At 67.7% G+C, this 16,897-nt stretch carries 14 protein-coding genes and 1 tRNA gene; 7 read left to right on the top strand and 8 right to left on the bottom strand.

From position 1 onward, the window contains the following. Nucleotides 1-15: 15 nt before the first annotated feature. Nucleotides 16-897 carry an MOSC domain-containing protein gene (locus VLK31_RS19835; RefSeq protein ID WP_409170146.1) on the bottom strand — a complete coding sequence of 294 codons (882 nt, stop codon included), beginning with the start codon at nucleotides 895-897 and terminating at the stop codon, nucleotides 16-18. A 155-nt stretch (nucleotides 898-1,052) separates the two neighbouring features. Between VLK31_RS19835 and VLK31_RS19830 the strand changes: the two genes are divergently transcribed. The 3 genes from VLK31_RS19830 (at nucleotide 1,053) to VLK31_RS19820 (ending at nucleotide 4,932) form a co-directional block, all read left to right on the top strand. Then, on the top strand, nucleotides 1,053-2,189 hold the full coding sequence (locus VLK31_RS19830) for an FAD-dependent monooxygenase (protein WP_409170145.1): 1,137 nt from the start codon (nucleotides 1,053-1,055) through the stop codon (nucleotides 2,187-2,189). Nucleotides 2,190-2,239: 50 nt separating this feature from the next. Next, complete coding sequence (locus VLK31_RS19825; protein WP_409170144.1) at nucleotides 2,240-2,962, top strand: DsbC family protein; 723 nt, start codon at nucleotides 2,240-2,242, stop codon at nucleotides 2,960-2,962. A gap of 107 nt (nucleotides 2,963-3,069) precedes the next feature. Further along, entirely contained in the window at nucleotides 3,070-4,932 is a 1,863-nt protein-coding gene (locus tag VLK31_RS19820; RefSeq protein ID WP_409170283.1) for a M61 family metallopeptidase, read from the top strand. On the opposite strand, the gene VLK31_RS19815 is transcribed toward VLK31_RS19820, so the two are convergent. Next, nucleotides 4,929-5,531: a DUF2325 domain-containing protein gene (locus VLK31_RS19815; protein WP_409170143.1), complete on the bottom strand. Its 603-nt coding sequence runs from the start codon at nucleotides 5,529-5,531 to the stop codon at nucleotides 4,929-4,931. The two genes, VLK31_RS19820 and VLK31_RS19815, sit on opposite strands and share 4 nt — an antisense overlap. A gap of 159 nt (nucleotides 5,532-5,690) precedes the next feature. On the opposite strand from VLK31_RS19815, the gene VLK31_RS19810 reads away from it, so the two are divergent. Further along, entirely contained in the window at nucleotides 5,691-6,470 is a 780-nt protein-coding gene (locus tag VLK31_RS19810; RefSeq protein WP_409170142.1) for an enoyl-CoA hydratase, read from the top strand. Between the two features lie 54 nt (nucleotides 6,471-6,524). On the opposite strand, the gene VLK31_RS19805 is transcribed toward VLK31_RS19810, so the two are convergent. Together VLK31_RS19805 and VLK31_RS19800 are read right to left on the bottom strand one after the other, a co-directional pair. Next, a complete protein-coding gene (locus VLK31_RS19805) occupies nucleotides 6,525-7,802 on the bottom strand; it encodes a hypothetical protein (protein ID WP_409170141.1) in 1,278 nt (425 codons plus the stop codon). 127 nt (nucleotides 7,803-7,929) lie between these two features. After that, entirely contained in the window at nucleotides 7,930-8,595 is a 666-nt protein-coding gene (locus tag VLK31_RS19800; RefSeq protein WP_409170140.1) for a sigma-70 family RNA polymerase sigma factor, read from the bottom strand. Nucleotides 8,596-8,731: 136 nt separating this feature from the next. Here VLK31_RS19800 and VLK31_RS19795 point away from each other — a divergent pair, with 136 nt between their 5' ends. From VLK31_RS19795 to VLK31_RS19785, 3 genes are all read left to right on the top strand, one after another. Continuing rightward, on the top strand, nucleotides 8,732-10,225 hold the full coding sequence (locus VLK31_RS19795) for a VWA domain-containing protein (RefSeq protein ID WP_409170139.1): 1,494 nt from the start codon (nucleotides 8,732-8,734) through the stop codon (nucleotides 10,223-10,225). A gap of 54 nt (nucleotides 10,226-10,279) precedes the next feature. Continuing rightward, nucleotides 10,280-10,356, top strand: a tRNA-Met gene (locus VLK31_RS19790). A 220-nt stretch (nucleotides 10,357-10,576) separates the two neighbouring features. After that, the gene (locus VLK31_RS19785) at nucleotides 10,577-12,208 is read left to right on the top strand and encodes a hypothetical protein (RefSeq protein ID WP_409170138.1); all 1,632 of its coding nucleotides are present in this window, start codon (nucleotides 10,577-10,579) and stop codon (nucleotides 12,206-12,208) included. Nucleotides 12,209-12,516: 308 nt separating this feature from the next. Here the strand turns inward: VLK31_RS19785 and VLK31_RS19780 are convergent, their stop codons facing one another. From VLK31_RS19780 to VLK31_RS19765, 4 genes are all read right to left on the bottom strand, one after another. Beyond that, a complete protein-coding gene (locus tag VLK31_RS19780; protein WP_409170137.1) occupies nucleotides 12,517-13,062 on the bottom strand; it encodes a BON domain-containing protein in 546 nt (181 codons plus the stop codon). Nucleotides 13,063-13,150: 88 nt separating this feature from the next. After that, nucleotides 13,151-13,576, bottom strand: a complete 426-nt coding sequence (locus tag VLK31_RS19775; RefSeq protein WP_409170136.1) for a universal stress protein — start codon at nucleotides 13,574-13,576, stop codon at nucleotides 13,151-13,153. Beyond that, nucleotides 13,554-16,439, bottom strand: coding sequence for a cation-translocating P-type ATPase (locus VLK31_RS19770; protein ID WP_409170135.1), 2,886 nt, complete (start codon nucleotides 16,437-16,439; stop codon nucleotides 13,554-13,556). Before VLK31_RS19770 ends, VLK31_RS19775 begins: the two co-directional genes overlap by 23 nt. Next, on the bottom strand, nucleotides 16,429-16,821 hold the full coding sequence (locus VLK31_RS19765; protein ID WP_237288534.1) for a hypothetical protein: 393 nt from the start codon (nucleotides 16,819-16,821) through the stop codon (nucleotides 16,429-16,431). The genes VLK31_RS19770 and VLK31_RS19765 overlap by 11 nt, the downstream gene beginning before the upstream one ends. Between the last annotated feature and the right edge of the window lie 76 nt (nucleotides 16,822-16,897).

The following is a 16,897-nucleotide window of genomic DNA, read 5'->3' as shown; positions in this document are numbered from 1 at the left end:
CCGACCCGGCGCCCGTCATTCGAACTTGTAGTTCGCACCCACGGGCTGGCCCACCTTGAGCGTGTACTCCACGCCCTGGATCACGATGCAGTTCATGCCGAAGGTGATGGCACCGTCCACGCGCGGGTCCTTGCGGTAGCTGCGCAGCATGTCGCCGACCTCGGGGCTGCTCAGGGCCGTGGCGGGGTCGATGTCCGGAATCGGGCAGCGGGTGCAGGGCTTGACGGGGCGCAGCTCGGCCTCGCCTTCGGCCGTGGTGATGTGCAGCGCATCCACGCGGTCTTCGTCATGCGACTCCATGCCGGCCAGCACGATGTTGGGCCGAAAGCGCTCGATGCCGACCGCCTCGTGGCCGGCCGCGGCCAGCCGCTCGTTCAGGTCGGCCAGCGAGCCTTCGCTGGCCACCAGCACCGGGAAGCCGTCGGCGAACTGGTTTTCCGCCTCGACGCCGTCGGTCCACTTCATGCTGGACAGGCGCTTGTGCTCAGGGTCGAAGCGCACCAGGCGCAGGGTCTGCGGCTTGCCGGGCTCGGAGAGAAAGTCGCTGAACCACTGGGCGGCGATGTCGCCCATGTCGTAGGCGGCCACGTCGTCCTTCCAGACCCGCACACGCACCGGCTTCTCGACCCGGTCGAAGGCCAGGTGCAGCGCCAGCATGCCGGGCGCGCGCAGCACCACTTCCATGTGCTTCATCTGCGGCTTGACGAGCGCCATGCGCGGCAGCTGTCGCTGGGTGACGAAGTCGCCTTGCGCGTCGACCACCATCCAGGCGCGGTCGAATTCCAGCCCGGTTTCGGTCAGCAGCATTTCGGGGAGCTCGACCCCGCCGCAGGACTTGACCGGGTAGATGAACAGGTGCGCAATGGTGGCCTCGAGGTCGAAAGCGGGCTGGGACACGGTGGGGATTCCTTGAAATTCGGCGGCAATTGTCCTGCATCGTGTGGGCCACCATGTGGGACATCGCGAGGACTGTCGCGAAGGCCGCAAGACCTTCAGCGCCCGAGGGAAACGCCCCCGGCGCCGCCGGGCGGGCTTGTTCTTACAATCGTTTCATGGCCCTCCCCCCAGAAGTTTGCATTCGTGGCGCCGGCATCGTCGGCCGCACGCTGGCCCTGCTGCTCGCGCGCGAGCGTGTGCGTGTCGCGCTGGTCGTGCCCCCGGCCACGCCGGGCAAGGAAGACGTTCGCGATGTTCGCGCCTATGCGCTGAACACCGCCTCCCGCACCCTGCTGGAGTCGCTGCGCGCCTGGCCCGACGCGGCCCACGCCACCGCCGTGCGCGAAATGCTGGTGCATGGCGACGAAGGCGGCCGGGTGCAGTTCAGCGCCGAGCGCCAGAAGGTCGATGCGCTGGCCTGGATCGTCGACGTGCCCGCGCTCGAGCAGCAACTGGCCGACGCAGTGCGCTTCCAGCCCCAGATCGAGGTAGTAACCGAGCCGGTCGCCGCGCCGCTGACGGTGGTGTGCGAAGGCAAGGCCAGCGCCACGCGCGAGGCGCTCGGCGTCAGCTACCAGGTCACGCGCTACCCGCAGCATGCGATTGCGGCGCGCATGGAAGGCGAGCAGTCGCACGACGGCATCGCGCGCCAGTGGTTCAACGACAAGGGCGAGGTGCTGGCGCTGCTGCCGCTGGGCGACACGAACGGCAAGACGGTGGCGCTGGTGTGGTCGGTCGACCAGTTGCGCGCCCCGGCCCTGCTGGCGCAGGCCGACGACGAATTCAATGCCTTGGTGACCGAGGCCAGCCACAACGCCCTGGGCGCCCTGCGGCTCACCAGCGAGCGCGGCGCCTGGCCGCTGGCCCGCGCCATTGCCGACCGCTGGACCGGCGCCATGCCCGGCCAGCCGACCCGCTCCTGGGCGCTGGCGGGCGACGCCGCCCACACCGTGCACCCGCTCGCGGGCCAAGGCCTGAACCTGGGCCTGGCCGACGCGGCCGCGCTGGCAGAGGTGATCGAGAACCGCGACTACTGGCGCAGCGTGGGCGACGCGCGCCTGCTGCGCCGCTACGAGCGCGAGCGCCGCACCGACGTGCTGCAGATGAGCCTGGCCACCGACGGGCTGCAGCAACTTTTCTCGCACAGCCTGGGTCCACTTCCTGCATTGCGCAACTGGGGCATGCGCGGTTTCGACCGCACACGCCTGGTCAAGCACTGGATCACGGCGCAAGCCATGGGCCTGAAAGCCTAGAGGCCTAGAGGCCTGAACTTTCCTGACGAATCGAACCAACGGATCTCCCGATGACACTCGCACGCAACCTCCTTCTCGCCGCCTGCACGCTGGGTGCGGTCATGGCCGCCACCGCCGGCGAAGCCGAGATCCGCAAGAACCTGCCCACTCGCATTCCGCAGTTCCCGGCCATCGACGAGGTGAGCAAGTCGCCGATTCCGGGCATCTATGAAGTGCGCGTGAACGGCGCGCAAATCTTCTACACCGACGAGCAGGGCAACTACCTCATTCAGGGCAACCTGATCGACGTGAAGACGCGCAAGAACCTGACCGAAGAGCGCGTGGAAAAGCTCAGCGCGGTCGCTTTCGACCAGCTGCCGCTGAAGGACTCGATCAAGATCGTGCGCGGCAACGGCAAGCGCAAGCTGGCCGTGTTCGAAGACCCGAACTGCGGCTACTGCAAGCGCTTCGAGAAGGACATGAAGACGGTCGACAACGTCACCGTGTACTTGTTTCTGTACCCGGTGCTCGGCCCCGATTCGACCGTGAAGTCGCGCGACATCTGGTGCAGCAAGGACAAGGGCAAGGCCTGGGGCGACTGGATGGAAGCCAGCGCCAAGCCGGTGACAGCAGCGGGCAACTGTGACGTGACCGCGCTGCAGCGCAACGTGGAGTTCGGCCGCAAGTACAACATCACCGGCACGCCCACGCTGATCTTCAGCGACGGCACGCGCACGCCGGGTGCCATTCCCGCCGAGCAGGTCGAAAAGCAACTCGCCGCCTCGTCCAGCTGATGGCGACGAAGACCCAGACCGCACCGCGCCGCGCGACGGCTGCTGCCACAGCGGCCAAGACAGCCAAGGCAGCGACTGCCGCCACTACCGCCACTACCGCGAAAAACATGGCGGGCGTGCGCTACCGCGTCGAATGCGCCGACCTGCACGCGCACCTGTTCGCCGTGACGCTCACCATCGACGCGCCCGCCGCGCAGCAGCAGGTGTCGCTGCCGGTGTGGATTCCGGGCAGCTACCTGGTGCGCGAGTTCGCCAAGAACCTGCAGGGCCTGCGCGCCACGCAGGGCCGCCGCAAGCCCGTGCTCACGCAGCTCGACAAATGCAGCTGGCAAATCGACTGCACGCCCGGCCAGCCGCTGGTGCTGCACTACCAGGTCTGCGCGTACGACAACTCGGTGCGCACCGCCTGGCTGGACGCCGACCGCGGCTTCTTCAACGGCACCAGCGTGTGCCTGCGCGTCGAGGGGCAGACCGATGCGCCGCATGCGCTGGAGATCGTCGCGCCCGCGCCATCCGCACAAGCCACACAGCACGCCGAGGCGCCGCGCTGGTCGTGCGCCACCGCGCTGGTGCCGCTCAAGACCGACAAGCAAGGCTTCGGCAACTACCAGGCCTCGGGCTACGACGAGCTGGTCGACAGCCCGGTCGAAATGGGCGCCTTCTGGAGCGCCGAGTTCGACGCCTGCGGCGTGCCGCACCGTTTCGTAGTCGCGGGCGCCGCGGCCTCGTTCGACGGCGACAAGCTCATTGCCGACACCCAGGCCATCTGCGAAGCCGAAATGCGCTTCTGGCACGGCGACAAGGTCGGCAAGCGCGGCGGGCCCAAGCTGCCGATCGACCGCTACGTGTTCATGCTGAATGCGGTGGACGACGGCTACGGCGGGCTGGAGCACCGCCATTCCACGGCGCTGATCTGCAACCGCCGCGACCTGCCGCAGCGCGGCGAAAAGAAAAAGCAGGCCGAGGGCTACACCACGCTCATGGGCCTCATCAGCCACGAGTACTTTCACACCTGGAACGTCAAGCGCCTGCGGCCCGCAGAGTTCGCGCGCTACGACTACAGCCGAGAAAACTACACCCAGCTGCTGTGGTTCTTCGAAGGCTTCACCAGCTACTACGACGACCTGCTGCTGCGCCGCGCCGGGCGCATCGAAGACGCCGCCTACCTGCGACTGCTGAACAAGACCATCAACCAGGTCATGCAGACGCCCGGGCGCCTGGTGCAGCCGGTGGCCGACGCCAGCTTCGACGCCTGGGTCAAGTACTACCGTCAGGACGAGCAAACGCCCAACAGCACGGTGAGCTACTACACCAAGGGCGCGCTGGTGGCGCTGTGCCTGGACCTCACGCTGCGCCTCGAAGGCAAGGGGACGCTGGACGACGTGATGCGCCACTTGTGGACGCACAGCGGGAACAGTGGGCAGGTGGGTGGGCAGATGGGTGGCCCGATCAGCGAGGCCGACATCGCCGCCGCGCTGGAGGCCGTGAGCGGCCGTTCGTACGCGGTGGAACTCGCGCGCTGGGTGCATTCGACGGAAGACCTCCCGCTGGCGCCCCTGCTGCGCGCGCACGGCGTGGCCACGCTGGAAGACCCGTCGCAGCAAGCCCAGGTGCTGGGCCTGCGCGTGGCCGAAACCGGCGGCAGCGTGCAGGTGAAGGTGGTGCTGCGCGGCGGCGCGGCCGAAAAGGCCGGCTTCTGTGCGAACGACGAGTGGATCGGCATCGAGCTGCCCGCTGTCGGGCGCACAGGGCGCACCGGGGGCAAAGGCGCGCAGCGCCCGGCGCAGGCCTGGCGCATCGCCAAGCTCGACGACCTGGCGCTGTACCTGGGCGACACGGCGAAGTTCACGGCCATCGTGGCGCGCGACCGCAAGCTCATCAAGCTGCCGCTGGTGCTGCCGACCGGCGTGACCACCTGGCGCCTGTTTGCGCACGACACCGCCAAGATGGCGAACTGGCTGAAGAGCTAGGCGCTTTGCACTTCGGCGGGGTGCCGCACGAACAGCATGGGCTGCGGCTCCCCGACCAGCACGCAGGGTTTGCCGGTGCGCCGGCAGTGGTCTTGCACACGCCAGTAGGCACCGTGGCTCACGCAGCCGGTCTGGCAAATGACGAGGTCGGCCGCGCGCAGGCTGGCTTCGAGTGCAGGGTCGTCCGCGTGGTCGCCGCCGTCGTGGTGCAGGTAGCGGCCGCCGGCGATTTCCACCAGCTGGCGGGCCAGCGAAGGCGCTTCGTCTTCCTGGCCGATGCACAGCACGGCTTTCTCACGCAGGTCGGCAGGCACCTGCGAAGGCTGTGAGGGCTGCTGCGGCGGCGCCTTCAGGTGCCGTCGACTGCCCGGCGACAGCAAGGCGTTCAGCCGCTTGGGCAGCGCCCCGCCCGTGGCGGCGCGCACGGCCAATTCCTCGCGCACGATGGCAATGGCCGAGTCGCGCGCCACCAGCGCGCCGCGCAATCGCACGATCTGCGCCTCGAGCCTTTCGACCCGCGCGGCCTGCTCCGCCAGCAGGCGCGAGCAACGCTCCTGCACGCGGGCATAGGCCCGCAGCAACACGGCATGTTCTTGCATCGGCAACTCCATGGCCGCGATTCTAGTTGAGAATAATTCTCAACTGGTGGCGATAGCGACCGCATCGGCCACGATGCCGGCGAACAGGCAGGCGCCCCCCATGCTGGGTATAGTGAACCGCGTTTTTTCCCCGATTTCCACGTTCCCCCGGAGACACCCATGAGCTACGAAAACATCGAAGTGCGGACCGAAGCAGGCAAGGTCGGCATCATCACCCTCAACCGCCCCAAGGCCCTGAACGCGCTGAACGACGCGCTCATGACCGAACTGGGCCAGGCCCTGAAGGCCTTCGACGCGGACGAGGCCATCGGCTGCATCATCCTCACCGGCAGCGAGCGCGCCTTTGCCGCGGGCGCAGACATTGCGGCCATGGCCAAGTACAGCTTCATCGACACGTACAAGGGCGACTACATCACGCGCAACTGGGAAACCATTCGCTCGATCCGCAAGCCGGTGATCGGCGCCGTGGCCGGCTTTGCGCTGGGCGGCGGCTGCGAGCTGGCGATGATGTGCGACTTCATCATTGCGGCCGACACCGCCAAGTTCGGCCAGCCCGAAATCAAGATCGGCGTGATCCCCGGTGCCGGCGGCACGCAGCGCCTGCCGCGCGCGGTGGGCAAGAGCAAGGCCATGGACATGGTGCTCACCGCCCGCATGATGGACGCCGCCGAGGCCGAGCGCGCGGGCCTCGTGAGCCGCGTGGTGCCCTACGAAAAGCTCGCCGACGAGGCGCTGGGTGCGGCGCTGATCATCTGCGGCTACTCGCAGATCTCGGTGATGGCGGCCAAGGAATCGGTCAACCGCGCCTTCGAGGGCAGCCTGAGCGACGGCGTGATGTTCGAGCGCCGTCTGTTCCATGCGCTGTTTGCCACCGTCGACCAGAAGGAAGGCATGGACGCTTTCCTGAACAAGCGCGTACCGGACTTCAAGAACGCCTGATGGCGTGACCGGCCCGAACATAGCGTCGGGCCGATCTTTCGTTTTTTTGTTCGTTCAGCGCGCCAGCAGCGAGCGCAGCGCATCAAGCGCCTGCGCCGGCGGCGTGCCGACCCGCGCGCTGCCGCCGGGCTGCGGCGTCCAGCGCACCTGGTCGCCGGCAATCTCGAGCACGGCGATGAGCGCGTCGCCGCGGTAGAGCGACAGGCGCGCTTCTACCGGCGCGTCGAGCGGCGCATCGGGTGCGGTGGCGGAACGCGCCACTGTGCCTACCAGCGCAGGCAGTCCTTCGACGTCGCCACGCGCACGCCGCGCCCCCCCACCTGCGCTGAAAGATGTCCATCGCTCCAACGCGGAGAACGACAAAGCGCCCGTCTGAGGCGGTGCCGCCTTGGCCGCGCGCGGCGCGGCGTCTTGCAGCGCGCCGGAGGCTTGCGCGTTGGCATCGTCCTGGCGGGCGAGCGCCGAGGCTTGCGGCGCAGAACGTGAGAGGGGCGCAGCCGCGATGGCCGGCGGCGGCGTGGCGGCGGCTGCAGGCGCAGTTGGTGAGACAGGCGCAGCCGGTGCGGCAAAGGCGCTTCGGCGTTCTCTTTCCACACGCTCTTCGCGGCGCTCGTCTTGCGCGGGGGCCGGGGCGGATTGCTCGGCAGCGATGGCCGGTGCCGGTGCCGGTGCTGGCACCACGGGCTCAGGCGCCGCCTCTTTGCGTGAAGACTGCGCGCGCGTCGTTTCCTTGGCGGACGACGCATCGCGCAGCACCTGGGCACGCTGCTCGGCCGCGGGTGCGCGTGCTGGCGCGGCTTGCGCGGCTGCATCGGCAGACGGTGCGGACGAAGCAGCGGGCGCTTGCTTGGCCACAGCCGGCGGAGGCACGGGTTCAGGGGCAGCAGTGGCCGCAGGCGCAGGCTTCAGCGACTCGTTCGCTACAGAAGGCGCCGCAGGTGCTTCAGCCGCAGGCGCGGCAGCCCCGCCGACACGCGCCTCGCCGTCGAGCCGCGCCTGAGGCACCGGCTCGCTGCGCCACAGCACGGTGACGAATGCGGCCACCAGCACCGTGGCGAAAGCCGCGTTCCATGGCATGCGCGAACCCTGTGCGCCACCACCGCCCCACAGGCGGCGCCACCACGGCAAAACACCGGTACTGGCGCTGTTGGCCGCGGGCGCCGTCGACACCGGTGCCCCCGCGAGGTTGTGCGCCATCTTCAAAATCGCGTCGCGCGTGCGCGGATCGGGCGTTGCATCGCGGTCAGGCGCGTGGGCCAGCGCGCGGCGTAGCGCCGGGTCGCGCAGGTCGCCGTCGTTGCCGTCTTCGAATTGGGTGGGGGTGCCGTTCATTGGCGTACCTTCGTGCGTCGCACCGCGGTGTGAGCTGGCGTGGAGCGGCCCGGCGCGGGGGTCATCAAGCAACCTCCACGCTGCGCGTTCCGGTGCGAGCTTTGCTTGGGGCGGCTCGGCGCGACGCTCATGCCCGTTGCTCCAGTACCGACAGGTAGCGCGCCATGCAGCCGCGCAGCTTCTGCAGCCCGTAGCGCAAGCGGCTGCGCACCGTCTCGAAACCAATCTCCAGGCTCGCCGCCAGCGCCTCCACGGTCAGCCCGTCTTCGTGGTGCAGCAGGAAGGCCGCGCGCTGGTCGGAGGGCAGTTCGTCGAGGCAGGCCAGCAGCCGGCGGCCCGCCGCACGCCAGAACGCGAGCTCTTCGGCCGACGGATGCGCGGCGGCATCGACGGCGCTACGCACACCGCGATCGAGCATGGGCACTGCGTCGCCGTCGTCGTCGGCATGCGCGTCGAGCGTTACCTCGCGCCCGCTCACGCGCAGGCGGTCCATGGCCAGGTTGTGCGCGATGGTGAAAGCCCAGGTGCGCCAGGTTGCGCCCTGCGGCGAGAAGCTCTCGCGCGCCGAGATGATGCGCACCCAGGTGTCCTGGAACACCTCGTCGGCCTGCGCCACCAGCCGCGCGCCCAGCAGCCGCTTGACGAATCGGAACAGCCCGCCTTCGTGGCGCGCGTAGAGCACGTCGAACGCGGCGGCGTCGCCTTGCGCGTAGGCCAGCATCAACTGGTCGTCGGGCATGGCCTGGCGCTCTGGGGCGTGGTTGGCGGAAGGGGCGCGGGGGAGCGCGGACATCGGGGGATTCTCACCCGAGCTTGTACGGGCGGCGAAAGGCATCGGGGTTGGGGCCGGCAAAAAAAGTGACGCGGGCCTAACCCCGTGGCGGGCGGACCGCCGTATCAGCCTGCATCCAACCACCCGGAGTGCTTTCATGACCCCCGCTTTGTTTCCCCGGTGTCGCAGGCCGCTTGCCGTGCTGCTGTGCGCGCAACTGCTGCTGACAGCCTGCGCCGCCACCGAGCCCCCTGCCATTGCAAGCGGCGTGCGCTGGCCCACGCCGGCACCCGACAGCCGCATGCAGGTGGCGCAGGCGCTGCCCAACTTCGAGGCGCCGTCCGCCACGCACTGCGCGCGACCTGTGCAGACGCACGAAACGCCGGGCCTGCAGCGCGTTGCGCGGCTCGACCGAAGCGAGAGCCGAGACAGGCGCTCCCTTGCCGACACGGCCGCGCCACTGGAGGCACTGCGCAAGCCGTCACCCGTGATTGCCGGGTCTCTCGCCGCGCCTCTTGCAGAAGCCGCACCCGCCGCCATCGCCGTGCCTGCCTCCCCCTCAGCACCGCGCGTGGCGATGCAAGCCCCGGCGCATGCCCCGCGCCCCGCCAACGAGCCCGTCACCGCCGGCATGGTCGACGACAACGCCGACTTCAGCGACTACCTCGCCTTTAGAGAGCGCACGCCGGTCGAGCACCGCGAGCGCGACATCAGCGCGCGCTACCTGCTGCAGGTGCACGACGCGCGCGGCACCGTCGTGCCCGATGCCGAGGTGGCCGTGCAGGCGCCCAACGGCGCCGCCATGTGGGCCCGCACCGACGCCGGCGGGCGCGCCTGGCTGCACCCGAATGCCTTCGACAAGGCGCACAGCGAGATGTATGAAGTCACCGTGCGCAAGAACGGCCAGCAGCGCACAGCCTTTCTGCAGCGCGGCCAGAAGAACGCCGTCGACGTGGTGCTCGACGGCCAGCCCGGCGCTGCGCCCCGGCGCGCGCAGCTCGACCTGGTCTTTCTGATCGACGCCACCGGTTCCATGGACGACGAAATCGCCAAGCTCAAGACCACGCTGCGCGCCATTGCCGACCAGGTCGCCCGGCTGCCCAGCCGCCCCGACACCTGCTTCGGCCTGGTGGCTTACCGCGACCGCACCGACGACTTTCTGGTGCGCCGCCACGACTTCACCAACGACCTGAATGCCTTCCAGAGCGTGCTCGACAAACTGCAGGCCGCCGGCGGCGGCGACTACCCCGAGGCGATGAACGAGGCCCTGAACGAAACCGTGCACAAGCTCAGCTGGCGCGGCAACGGCACCACGCGCCTGGTGGTGCTGCTGGCAGATGCACCGCCGCACCTGGACTACGGCGGCCCGCAGTACGACGACGACATGGTCGCCGCGCTGGGCAAGGGCATCAAGGTGCTGAGCGTGGGCGCGTCGGGGCTGGACAAGCAGGGCGAATACATCCAGCGGCAGATTGCGCAGTACACCGGCGGGCGCTTCGTGTTCCTGACCTACAAGGACGCGGCCAACCCGGCGAGCGGCCCCGGCACGCAGACTGTGCACGACGTCGGCAACTATTCGGTGCAGACGCTGGACAGGCTGATCGTGCGCCTGGTTGCTGAAGAATTGGGGAAGTTGCCCGCGGGTGGTTGAAAACCGCCTGAATGCTGGGATATAATCTTGGGCTTGGTGCTGTACGGCACCAACGGCTCTTTAGCTCAGTCGGTTAGAGCGATGGAATCATAATCCACAGGTCCGCGGTTCGAATCCGTGAAGAGCCACCAGTCAAGAAAAGCCTTGTAAGTCAACGACTTGCAAGGCTTTTTGTTTTTCAGGGGTGCCACTTGAGGGTGCCACCAGATGGGATTTTCATCCCCGCGCTTATACCGCAAGAAAACGGGCGTTTACTTCGTACGAGTGCTCCTAGGGAAAAGTGTTTCCCCTAGTGAGCTGCGCAGCTCCCTTCGAACCAAAGACCCTTCCCAAGCCCGCAGACTTGTGGCAGTGCTCAACGCGTTCATCGAAGGAGTTCCAATGCCGCACCGCCCGTCTGCTTTCAACAATTTCCAAAACACGATCAGTACGTGGACCGTCGGCAATGTCTCCGTTGCCGACGACGATGACCAGGATCGTCTCGGTCGGTTCCTGGCCGAGCTCGACCAGCGCCCGACATGGAAAGCCACCTTCCTCGACATCCTCGGGCGAACTGGCAATGTGGTGGCGGCAATTTCGGGATGCCACCAGCCCTCGCAGATCCAGCTGCCAACCGAAACTGCAGCTGCAATCCAGGCTCCTGCTGTTGCACCAGCGCCAGTCTCGTCGCCTTACGGCAGCGGCCCGGTCCCAAAGAATCCGATGCGGTTCTCGGCTGCACTCGAGCGCTTCAGGGACAACGCCCTAAAGAATAAGACGACGGTGCCAAGAACCACCTACGACCGTCACGAGTTCTTGCAGAAGGTCGGGCAGTACGTCGTCGGCATCGATGACCGCCTCGACAAGGACCCTTGGGTTCATCACATCCACACACATCACCTCGCGAGCTTCATGGATGCATCCGCCGAGCGCCTCGGTCGTCAGGAATCCAAGGTGACGCATGGCTCACATGAGCCCGTACAACCCGACGAAGATGCCGAGGAGGTCAAGACACTCAAGGCCTCGAGCCAGCTAAAACGGCTCTCGGACAAGAGTGCGTTTTTCACCTGGGCCCATCAAGAATTGCAGGCCACCACGGAAAATCCGGTAGATGGTCTCGCTGAACGGCGACGGAAGCTGACGCAGCAGGCAAAAGACGAGAAGGCGGAGTACTTGCCGTTCGAGTCACATCACATCAAGACGATCTTCGAGCCGGAGCGCTACCTGATGGAGGGCCGCTCCAGCGACCTCTTCTGGACGCCCCTGCTCGCCCTGCACCTTGGAACCCGGCTCAAGGAACTGGTCACCATGGAAATGCGCTCGATCGGATGCGAGGAAGACTCCGGCATCTGGTACATGGACGTGAAGCCGGAGTTCGCGAAAAACAGGAACTCGGTTCGGCGCTTGCCCATCGTCCAGCCTCTGATCGATCTCGGATTCCTGGGATACATCCAGCAGATGCGCGTGCTTGGCGCCAAGAGCCTGTTCCCGCACAGAGACCTCACGGGGAAGACCGCCATGCGACTGCCGTCGAAGCTCTGTGGCGATGCGTTCGCCAAATTGTTGGATGTCTGCGGGGTCGTCCATCCTCTGCTGGTGTTCCACTCTTTCAGGCACACGGCCATCACCGCCTTGCAGGACGGAGGCACGCCTCTCAGTCTCAGCATGCAGATCGTCGGTCACCAGGCGCAGGATCATGCCGTGCGAACAGGCCTGATCACCGCCAAGGAAGCTCGTAGCGTGACGCTGAGCACATACACGCACGCGGATCGACCGCGGATGAATGTGAAGTTCCCGCTGATGCCATTGAAGGAAGCGTTGGAGCGCTGCGTTCGACCACCGATCGATTACCGCCGTCTCAAGATTGCGGCTGACATCGTGCGTGAGAACACCGTGCGCCAGGGTACAGAATTCGTCAGCGGGTGGCCGAAGTTACGCGAAGCCAGTGCGGAAGAAGTGCGTCGTCGACTGAATCCATCTGAAAGCGATGACCATGCGAGCTGATGCATTCCGACCCAATCTGGCGGCTGCCCCGGAGTGACAGGCCGGGGGTCAGTGAGCATCCATGCGGGTTTGCGGCCGATGAGTATTCCAAAACGTAGCAAATTTCTGCAAATTTCCGCAGGAAGACGTCGGGAGTATTCCAAAAGGCAACGTCTGGGACGTCCATTTTATAACCTCCGCCATGGGGGTGACGATTGCCTATTTGTTCGTAGGCCCGAGCTCTGATTTACAGACCCGTAGTGCCTGGTTTTTGCAGTGATCCTCAGCAGCTGGAGCTCTGGCAGTCGGCAGGCCGTTCTCACAACGTCTCACATCAGTGCCTCTGATCTCGGCGCGAATCCCGCGTGCGTTGTATGCACGCGGCGCTCCGGTGGAGCGTCTAGGTGGGCGCTAATAGTGATCGCGCTCGCCTCCACGGCGAGCCGGATTTCGTTGCTTATTCCGGTTACCCCCATGAGCGACGCGATGCATTGCTCGGCGCCCTGCTTCTGGAATGGCCAGGCAAGTTGGCCTGCCAGCGTGACCCACCCGTTCTCGACCTCGACGTAGACTGAGCCGACCGGCAGGTAGGTGATCCACTCGATCACATTCTGGGCGGAACGGGCGATGTCGGCATCCACGCGCACGTTTTCTTCACCCAGTTCGACGGCCAGCTCACCCACCAGAGCTGCCACCCCCGCGACGCGCTCGATGGCATGCCGCGCTCGCCATTTCTCGGTGTAGGTCGCGACGCGGCCGCTCCAGGAGATCACACCCGCGCGGGCGTCGATCCCGATGAATGTCGCGTCGACGGAGGGCTCCCAGGCCAGTTCGGCCAGCACATCGCGCCGGAGTCGGGCATCTGTTTTCTTCATTGCATTGCGCCTCGTGTTGCAAAGCCGGAGCATCGCGCGCGCGATGCTCCGGGTCTGTGCGCTGCCACACCGAGCGCGCCGGCAGGGGCTACTTCACCAGCACCACGGGCTGCCGTGCCGTCGCGAGCACGCGCTGCGCCACCGACCCCATGAGCAGGTCGGCGAAGGCGCCGCGTCCCTTGGCGCCCAGCACGATGAGGTCGAACTTGCCGGTGTTCGCGCAATCGACGATCTCCTGCGCCACGTGGCCGGTGCGGATTTCCGCGTCGTGCTTCACGCCGCCGAGGTCGAGCAGCTTGCGCGCCGGCTTCAGTTCCTTGTCGCTGAGCTCGCGCAGGTAGTCGGCGACCTCCTGGCTGCCGACGAAGGCCTTGGCATGGCGCAGGCCCGTGTCGTCGTGCACGCTCACGAGCGTCACGCTGGAGGCCTGGCGCAGGTGGCCGATCAGTTCGGCAGCGTATTTGACGGCCCGCAGCGCGTGCTTGGAGCCGTCAGTGGCGACAAGGATTTTCATGGTCTTCTTTCGGAGTGGATCGGGTTTGTGAATGAAAGGTGCGGCCGGCCCACTTGCGCAGCTCGCCGTACCAGAGCACGACGCTGGCCATGGCGACGCACAGCGCCCACTGCTGCGCAGACAGGGGCGCGGTGCTGAAGGCCAGGTTGAGAAAGCCGAGGTGCACCACCGCCACCTGCAGCACGACCGAGAGCGCGACCGCGCCCCACAGCCAGCGGTTGACGAAGAGTTGCGAGAAGGCGCTGCGGCGATCGGAACGCGCGTTGAAGCAGTTGAAGAGTTGCGCCAGCACCAGCACGGTGAAGCCTGCGGTGCGCGCGGTGGTCAGGTCCTGGTGGCCTTCGATCAGCCCGCCGGGCAGGAGGATGTCGATGGTCAGCAGCGTGACGAGCGCGATCACCAGACCGACCTGGAGCACTTCGGACCCCATGCGCGCATCGATCACCCGCTCGCCGCGCGCACGCGGCTTGCGCGCCATCACGTCGTCGGCGGGCGGATCGATCCCCATCGCGAGCGCGGGCCCGGTGTCGGTCACCAGGTTGACCCAGAGAATCTGCGTGGCCAGCAGCGGCAGCACGACACCACCGCCCGCGCCGGCCAACCCCAGCACGCCGGCGCCGACCACGCCCAGGAATACGGTCAGCACCTCGCCCATGTTGGACGAGAGCAGGTAGCGCAACGCCTTGCGGATGTTGTCGAAGATGCTGCGGCCTTCGCGCACCGCCTCGACGATGGTCGCGAAGTTGTCGTCCACCAGGATCATTCGCGCGGCCTCGCGCGTGACTTCGGTGCCGGTCATGCCCATGGCGATGCCGATGTCCGCCGCCTTGAGCGCCGGCGCGTCGTTGACCCCGTCGCCCGTCATCGCGACCACGTTGCCTGCGGCCTGCAGTGCGGCGACGATGCGCAGCTTGTGTGCCGGCGCGACCCGCGCGAACACGGAGGTGTGAAGCACCGCCTCGGCGAAGCTCGCGTCGTCGAGCGCATCGAGTTGCAGCCCGGTGAGCGCGACGGCGCCCGCCGGCACGATGCCCAGGTCTTGCGCGATGCGGGCTGCGGTGCGCGGATGGTCGCCGGTGATCATGACCACGCGGATGCCCGCGTGCTGCGCCTCGCGGATCGCCACCGCCACCTCGGCACGCGGCGGGTCGATGATGCCGACCGTGCCGACGAAGACGAGGTCGTCTTCAAGCACCTCGAGCCCTTCGCGTGGCGTGGGCGCATCGCCCCCTCGCGTCATCGAAGCGGATTCCTGCGCGGTCAGTGGCCGATAGGCCACGGCCAGCGTGCGCAGCGCGGCATCGGACAGCGCGTCGACATCGGCCACGATGCGCGTACGCATCGTGGCGTCCAGCGGCTTCACGTCCATGCCGACGCGCACACGCTGGCACCGCGACAACAGCACGCCGGGCGCGCCCTTGGCCACGAGCATGAGCTGGTCGCCGTGCGCGTGATCGCACTCGATCGTCGACATCATCTTGCGGTCCGACGTGAACGGGATCTCGGCGACACGCTCGAAGCGCTGCTGCCGCTGCGCGGTCAGCCCCATCTTGCGTTCGGCGACGAGGAAGGCGGCCTCGGTCGGATCGCCCTGGATCGTCCATGCGCCGCCTTCACCCTGGTGCAGCTGCGCATCGCCGGCCAGACTGCCGCCCGCCAGCACGACGGTCTGCTCTTGGCGCAACGGCCCGGCCTGCAGCTCGGCGCCGTCGAGCTCCACACGGCCCTCCGGCACATAGCCGGCGCCCGTGATGCACGTGGTGCCCGAAGCCGTCACCACCCGCTCGATGGTCATCTCCGCGCGCGTGAGCGTGCCGGTCTTGTCGGTGCAGATGACCGATGCTGCGCCCAGCGTTTCGACCGACGACAGGTTCTTCACGATCGCCTTGTGCCTGGCCATGCGTTGCACCCCCATGGCCAGCACCACCGACAGGATGGCGGGCAAGCCCTCCGGCACCGCTGCCACCGCGAGCGACACGCCGAGCAGCAGCACGGCCACGACCTCGGCCGCAGTGGGGTGGCCGGACACCAGCAGGATCGTCGCCACCACCACGGCCGCGATCAGCACCACGGCGATGCCCAGCACGCGACCGATGCGCGCCACCTCGATGCCGAGCGGCGTCGGCGCCTCGACCGTGGCGTCCAGCATGCCGGCGATCGCGCCCATCTCGGTCTGCATGCCGGTGGCGGTGACGACCGCACGGCCGACGCCCTGGGCGACGGCGGTGCCCTTGAACACCATGTCGAGCCGGTCGCCCAGCGCGCCGGGGGCGACCAGCGTCGCAGGGTCCTTCTGCACCGCCTCGCTCTCGCCCGTGAGCGAAGCCTCCAGCACGCGCAGCGACGAGCCCTCGAGCAGGCGCGCATCGGCGCCGACCGCGTCGCCTTCGGCAAGCAACAGGATGTCGCCCGGCACCAGCTCGGCGCTCGGCACCCGCAGGGTCCGCCCGTCGCGAAGCACAGACGACATCACCGCCGTCATGCGGGCCAGCGCGGCCACGGCATCCGCGGCCTTCGCCTGCTGCACGAAGCCGAGCACGGCGTTGAGCAACAGCACCGTCGCGATCACCAGTGCGTCGAGCGGCCAGCCCACGAAACCCTCGAGCGCCCAGGCACCGAGCGCCACCGCGATGGCGAACCCGAGCAGGTAGACCAGCGGATCGCGGAACTGGGCCAGCACCCGTCGCCACGTGGGCACGGGCGGCGCGGCGCGCAGCGCGTTGCGGCCGTGCTCGGTCAGCCGTTGCGCGGCCTGCTGCGCAGAGAGCCCACGCGCCGCATCGACCGAGAGCGACTGCAGCACCCGCTCGGCCGACTGCACGGAGCGATCGCCGGCAGACCCTGCTGCGCCGTCAGCGACCATCCGGCCCGACAGGTTGGGCGCGCGCCACGGGCGCCACCATCGGCGGATAGCGATAGAAGCGCTCGTTCAGGTAGCGCGACACGGCCTGGATGTCGCTCTCGTTCCAGCCCAGCCCCGAGGCATCCTGCCAGCGGCGCACCTGGAACATGAGGGACGACCAGTCGGTGGCGGCCTTCTTGTCGCGCCAGTGCATCTCGGTCGTATGACAGGTGACGCAGTGGGTCGAATAGAGCAGCTCGCCCCGGCCCTGGCTCTGCGCCGGGGCCTGCAGCGGGGTCTGCATCGGCGTCTGTGCGCGAACTGCAAGCACCGGGGCGAGAGCACCCAGCAGCGTGGCCATGGCCAGGGCACCGGTGCGGCGGAATCGGGAATGCGGGTTCATGCGTGGGCTCCTTTGCGACGGTCGGAAAGCCGCCGTGCCCTCCACCATGCCGCGGCATCCGTCGCCCGTCTGTGCG

It is taken from the genome of Variovorax sp. H27-G14, assembly GCF_046156345.1.
Taxonomy (GTDB): Bacteria; Pseudomonadota; Gammaproteobacteria; order Burkholderiales; family Burkholderiaceae_C; genus Variovorax.
The sequence above is the reverse complement of the archived record's forward strand: the minus strand, read 5'-3'. Positions and strand labels throughout refer to the sequence as shown.

Coding starts and splice junctions, on each gene's coding strand:
- VLK31_RS19780 (WP_409170137.1), bottom strand. CDS start 13,062: ATGAAGAAAACAGATGCCCGACTCCGGCGCGATGTGCTGGCCGAACTG.
- VLK31_RS19810 (WP_409170142.1), top strand. CDS start 5,691: ATGAGCTACGAAAACATCGAAGTGCGGACCGAAGCAGGCAAGGTCGGC.
- VLK31_RS19825 (WP_409170144.1), top strand. CDS start 2,240: ATGACACTCGCACGCAACCTCCTTCTCGCCGCCTGCACGCTGGGTGCG.
- VLK31_RS19820 (WP_409170283.1), top strand. CDS start 3,070: ATGGCGGGCGTGCGCTACCGCGTCGAATGCGCCGACCTGCACGCGCAC.
- VLK31_RS19765 (WP_237288534.1), bottom strand. CDS start 16,821: ATGAACCCGCATTCCCGATTCCGCCGCACCGGTGCCCTGGCCATGGCC.
- VLK31_RS19795 (WP_409170139.1), top strand. CDS start 8,732: ATGACCCCCGCTTTGTTTCCCCGGTGTCGCAGGCCGCTTGCCGTGCTG.
- VLK31_RS19830 (WP_409170145.1), top strand. CDS start 1,053: ATGGCCCTCCCCCCAGAAGTTTGCATTCGTGGCGCCGGCATCGTCGGC.
- VLK31_RS19815 (WP_409170143.1), bottom strand. CDS start 5,531: ATGCAAGAACATGCCGTGTTGCTGCGGGCCTATGCCCGCGTGCAGGAG.
- VLK31_RS19800 (WP_409170140.1), bottom strand. CDS start 8,595: ATGTCCGCGCTCCCCCGCGCCCCTTCCGCCAACCACGCCCCAGAGCGC.
- VLK31_RS19805 (WP_409170141.1), bottom strand. CDS start 7,802: ATGAACGGCACCCCCACCCAATTCGAAGACGGCAACGACGGCGACCTG.
- VLK31_RS19770 (WP_409170135.1), bottom strand. CDS start 16,439: ATGGTCGCTGACGGCGCAGCAGGGTCTGCCGGCGATCGCTCCGTGCAG.
- VLK31_RS19775 (WP_409170136.1), bottom strand. CDS start 13,576: ATGAAAATCCTTGTCGCCACTGACGGCTCCAAGCACGCGCTGCGGGCC.